Annotated in this window: 1 protein-coding gene; it reads left to right on the top strand. The window is 43.0% G+C overall.

The genetic code is table 11. The features are described from left to right. On the top strand, positions 1-1,061 hold a 1,061-nt coding region (locus tag A3735_RS27765), incomplete at its 5' end, for an alpha/beta fold hydrolase (RefSeq protein WP_082886031.1). Positions 1,062-1,208 lie beyond the last annotated feature (147 nt).

Below are 1,208 nucleotides of genomic sequence, written 5' to 3'. Positions count from 1 at the left end.
CTTTTTCGGAGAACTTTAATATCTCAAACTTGAGTTCATTCGATGAAATCTTTCAAGATGGCATCATGTCAGTTCGTCATTATCACCCATTAGAGGATGATGAGATTGAGATCGCGGGTGAGAAAATCAAGGTAGAGAAAAAGCGACACAAAACGCCCGTTATCTTGGTGCCGCCTTTAGCCGCAACATCAATGATATTTGATTTGATGCCGCATAGAAGTGTTGTTCGTTATTTTTTAGCGAATGGTTATGATGTTTACTTGGTTGATTGGGGAGATGTAACCGCAGATCATAAAAACCTGTCGCTGGAAAGCTATGTGCTAGAGTGGATGCCAATGATCATGGATGCTGTCATTACGCATTCTGATGAGGAGGAGGTGTCAATCTTTGCATACTGCATGGGTGGCTTGCTTTCTCTTATGTATCTGGCGGTTTCAGGTGATGAATCAGTCAAAAACCTGGTGACAGTCGCGAGTCCGATCGATATGCATCAGAGCGGCGCAGCAGGTAAGGTTTTGTCGGCAATATATAAGCCAGCGCACCTGGTTTCCAACGTGCTTAATTTTTCCTTACTTGATTTACCGACACGCTATTTTCATGTGCCTGGATGGACTTCATCGCTAGTGTTTAAATTAACTAACCCAATGGGCTCAGTGATTAATACGTATGAGAAGTTTTTGAATTTATGGGATAGGGAGTATTTGGAAGAAAGTCTGACTATGAGCAAGTGGTTTGACGACATGGTAGATTATCCAGGGCGTACCATTCGGGAAATGGCGGTTCATATGATGATCAATAACACCATGGCTAAAGGAAAAATGCGTATTGGAAAGGTGATGGCCGAGTTTAATCAAATTAGATGCTCGATTCTGGCATTTGCAGGCGAGTCTGATAATTTGGTGAGTGTAAGTGCTGCGCACAAGGTTTTGGATATAGTCTCTTCAGAAGATAAAGAGTTTTGTGTTGTTCCGGGTGGGCATGCGGGCGTCTTTGCTGGTAACAAAGCGCCGCAAAATACCTGGCGCATAGCTGTAGATTGGTTGGCAAGCCGGTCTGATTAACAAGAGTGATAAATAATGGCAGAAAGGCAAGTATATAAAGTTAACTATTGGTTGAAGAATGATGATGGGCAAGTAGTCGATACTTCAGAAGGTGGCGAACCAATGGTAATTGAGATTGGTGGTGCTTCCGTGATTCGAGGGCTTCAA

It is taken from the genome of Oleiphilus sp. HI0061 (genome assembly GCF_001635675.1).
The sequence above is the reverse complement of the archived record's forward strand: the minus strand, read 5'-3'. Positions and strand labels throughout refer to the sequence as shown.